At 68.9% G+C, this 1,182-nt stretch carries 1 protein-coding gene; it reads right to left on the bottom strand.

The window, feature by feature from the left end; all coding sequences use genetic code 11:
• On the bottom strand, positions 1-956 hold a 956-nt coding region (locus E1264_RS42715; RefSeq protein ID WP_132183290.1), incomplete at its 3' end, for a P1 family peptidase.
• Between the last annotated feature and the right edge of the window lie 226 nt (positions 957-1,182).

The raw sequence follows: 1,182 nt of genomic DNA, 5'->3' as shown, positions 1-1,182 counted from the left end.
GTGCTGAGGGAGAAGATGGCGTCCCCGTCGCCCATGGTGTGCGCGGGGCGGATCGCCCGGGCGAGGCCGTCGTGTGCGACCTGCGCCATCTTCTGCAGTTGGGGTGAGGTGAGCTTGGCGTTGGTGGCCACGACGCCGATCGTGGTGTTCTTGTCGAGCTTGCCGTCGTCCTCGTCTCGGGCGGGGGCGGCGGTCGTGCACTTGGTGGGGCGTTTGGTGTCGCCGAACTCGTTCTGCAGTTCCATGTACAACGCGTAGAGCTCGCAGCCCTGGGACTCGCTCCACACCCGGCCGCCGGAGTTCAGCACGACCAGCGCGCCGACGTAGAGGCCGTTGCCGAGGTCGACGCTGGCGGTTCCCACACCGCCTTTCATGCGCGCTGCCGGCCCGGGGGTGCCGGTGCCGGTGCCGGCGCCGACGGATCCCTGGGCGACCGGGCCCGACTTGGCGGCTTTGGCGGCGCGGTAACCGAATTCGAAGTCCGGGGTCTTCTCCAACTTCTTTTTCGTGTCGGCTCCTTGGCCGAGGTCGAAGACGATCGCGCCGCCCACCGCGGGCACCGCTTGCCCGCCGAACTGCGACCCTAGGCCGCGCTCTCGCAGGTATTGGACGACTCCGGCGTAGGGGGAAAGGCCCATCCAGCTTCCCCCGGACAGGAAGAGGCCATGGACGTCGGGTTGCAGGGCCACGGGTTGGAAGGCGTCGGTGTTGACGGTTCCGGGCGCTCCGCCGCGGACGTCGGCACCGGCCAGCGCCCCGTCGGGCAGGATGAGCGCGGTGGTGCCGGTCACGTTCTTGGTGTCGGTGTAGTGGCCGACCGTCACGCCGGGGACATCGGTGATGGCGTTGTTCGGTCCGGTTTTGCCTTTTTCGTCGGCGTGGACCGGCGCGGGCGTCATCACGCCCAGCGCCAGTGCGGCGGTTATCAGGCCGCCCAGGGTGCCGCGATGCTTCATGGTTGTTCACCTCACGCAATGGTGCATAGTGGGACATTTTCGGCGAGCGGGCTGCTCGCCGGTGGTATGACCTCCCTTCCGACTGGTGCCGCGGGCACCGGCCGCCTCGGGCCGCTGGTGGCCGTTCCTCACCGAGATCGCAGGCGGATGTGGGGGTGCGATCGGGTACGGAGGAATCGAGGACGATCACGCGGGGGTGCCGTGCCGGTCTGATCTGGGGTTCGGG

The organism is Actinomadura sp. KC216 (genome assembly GCF_004348535.1).
GTDB lineage: Bacteria > Actinomycetota > Actinomycetes > Streptosporangiales > Streptosporangiaceae > Spirillospora.
Note: the sequence above shows the minus strand (reverse complement) of the source record. Positions and strands in the feature narration are given on the sequence as shown.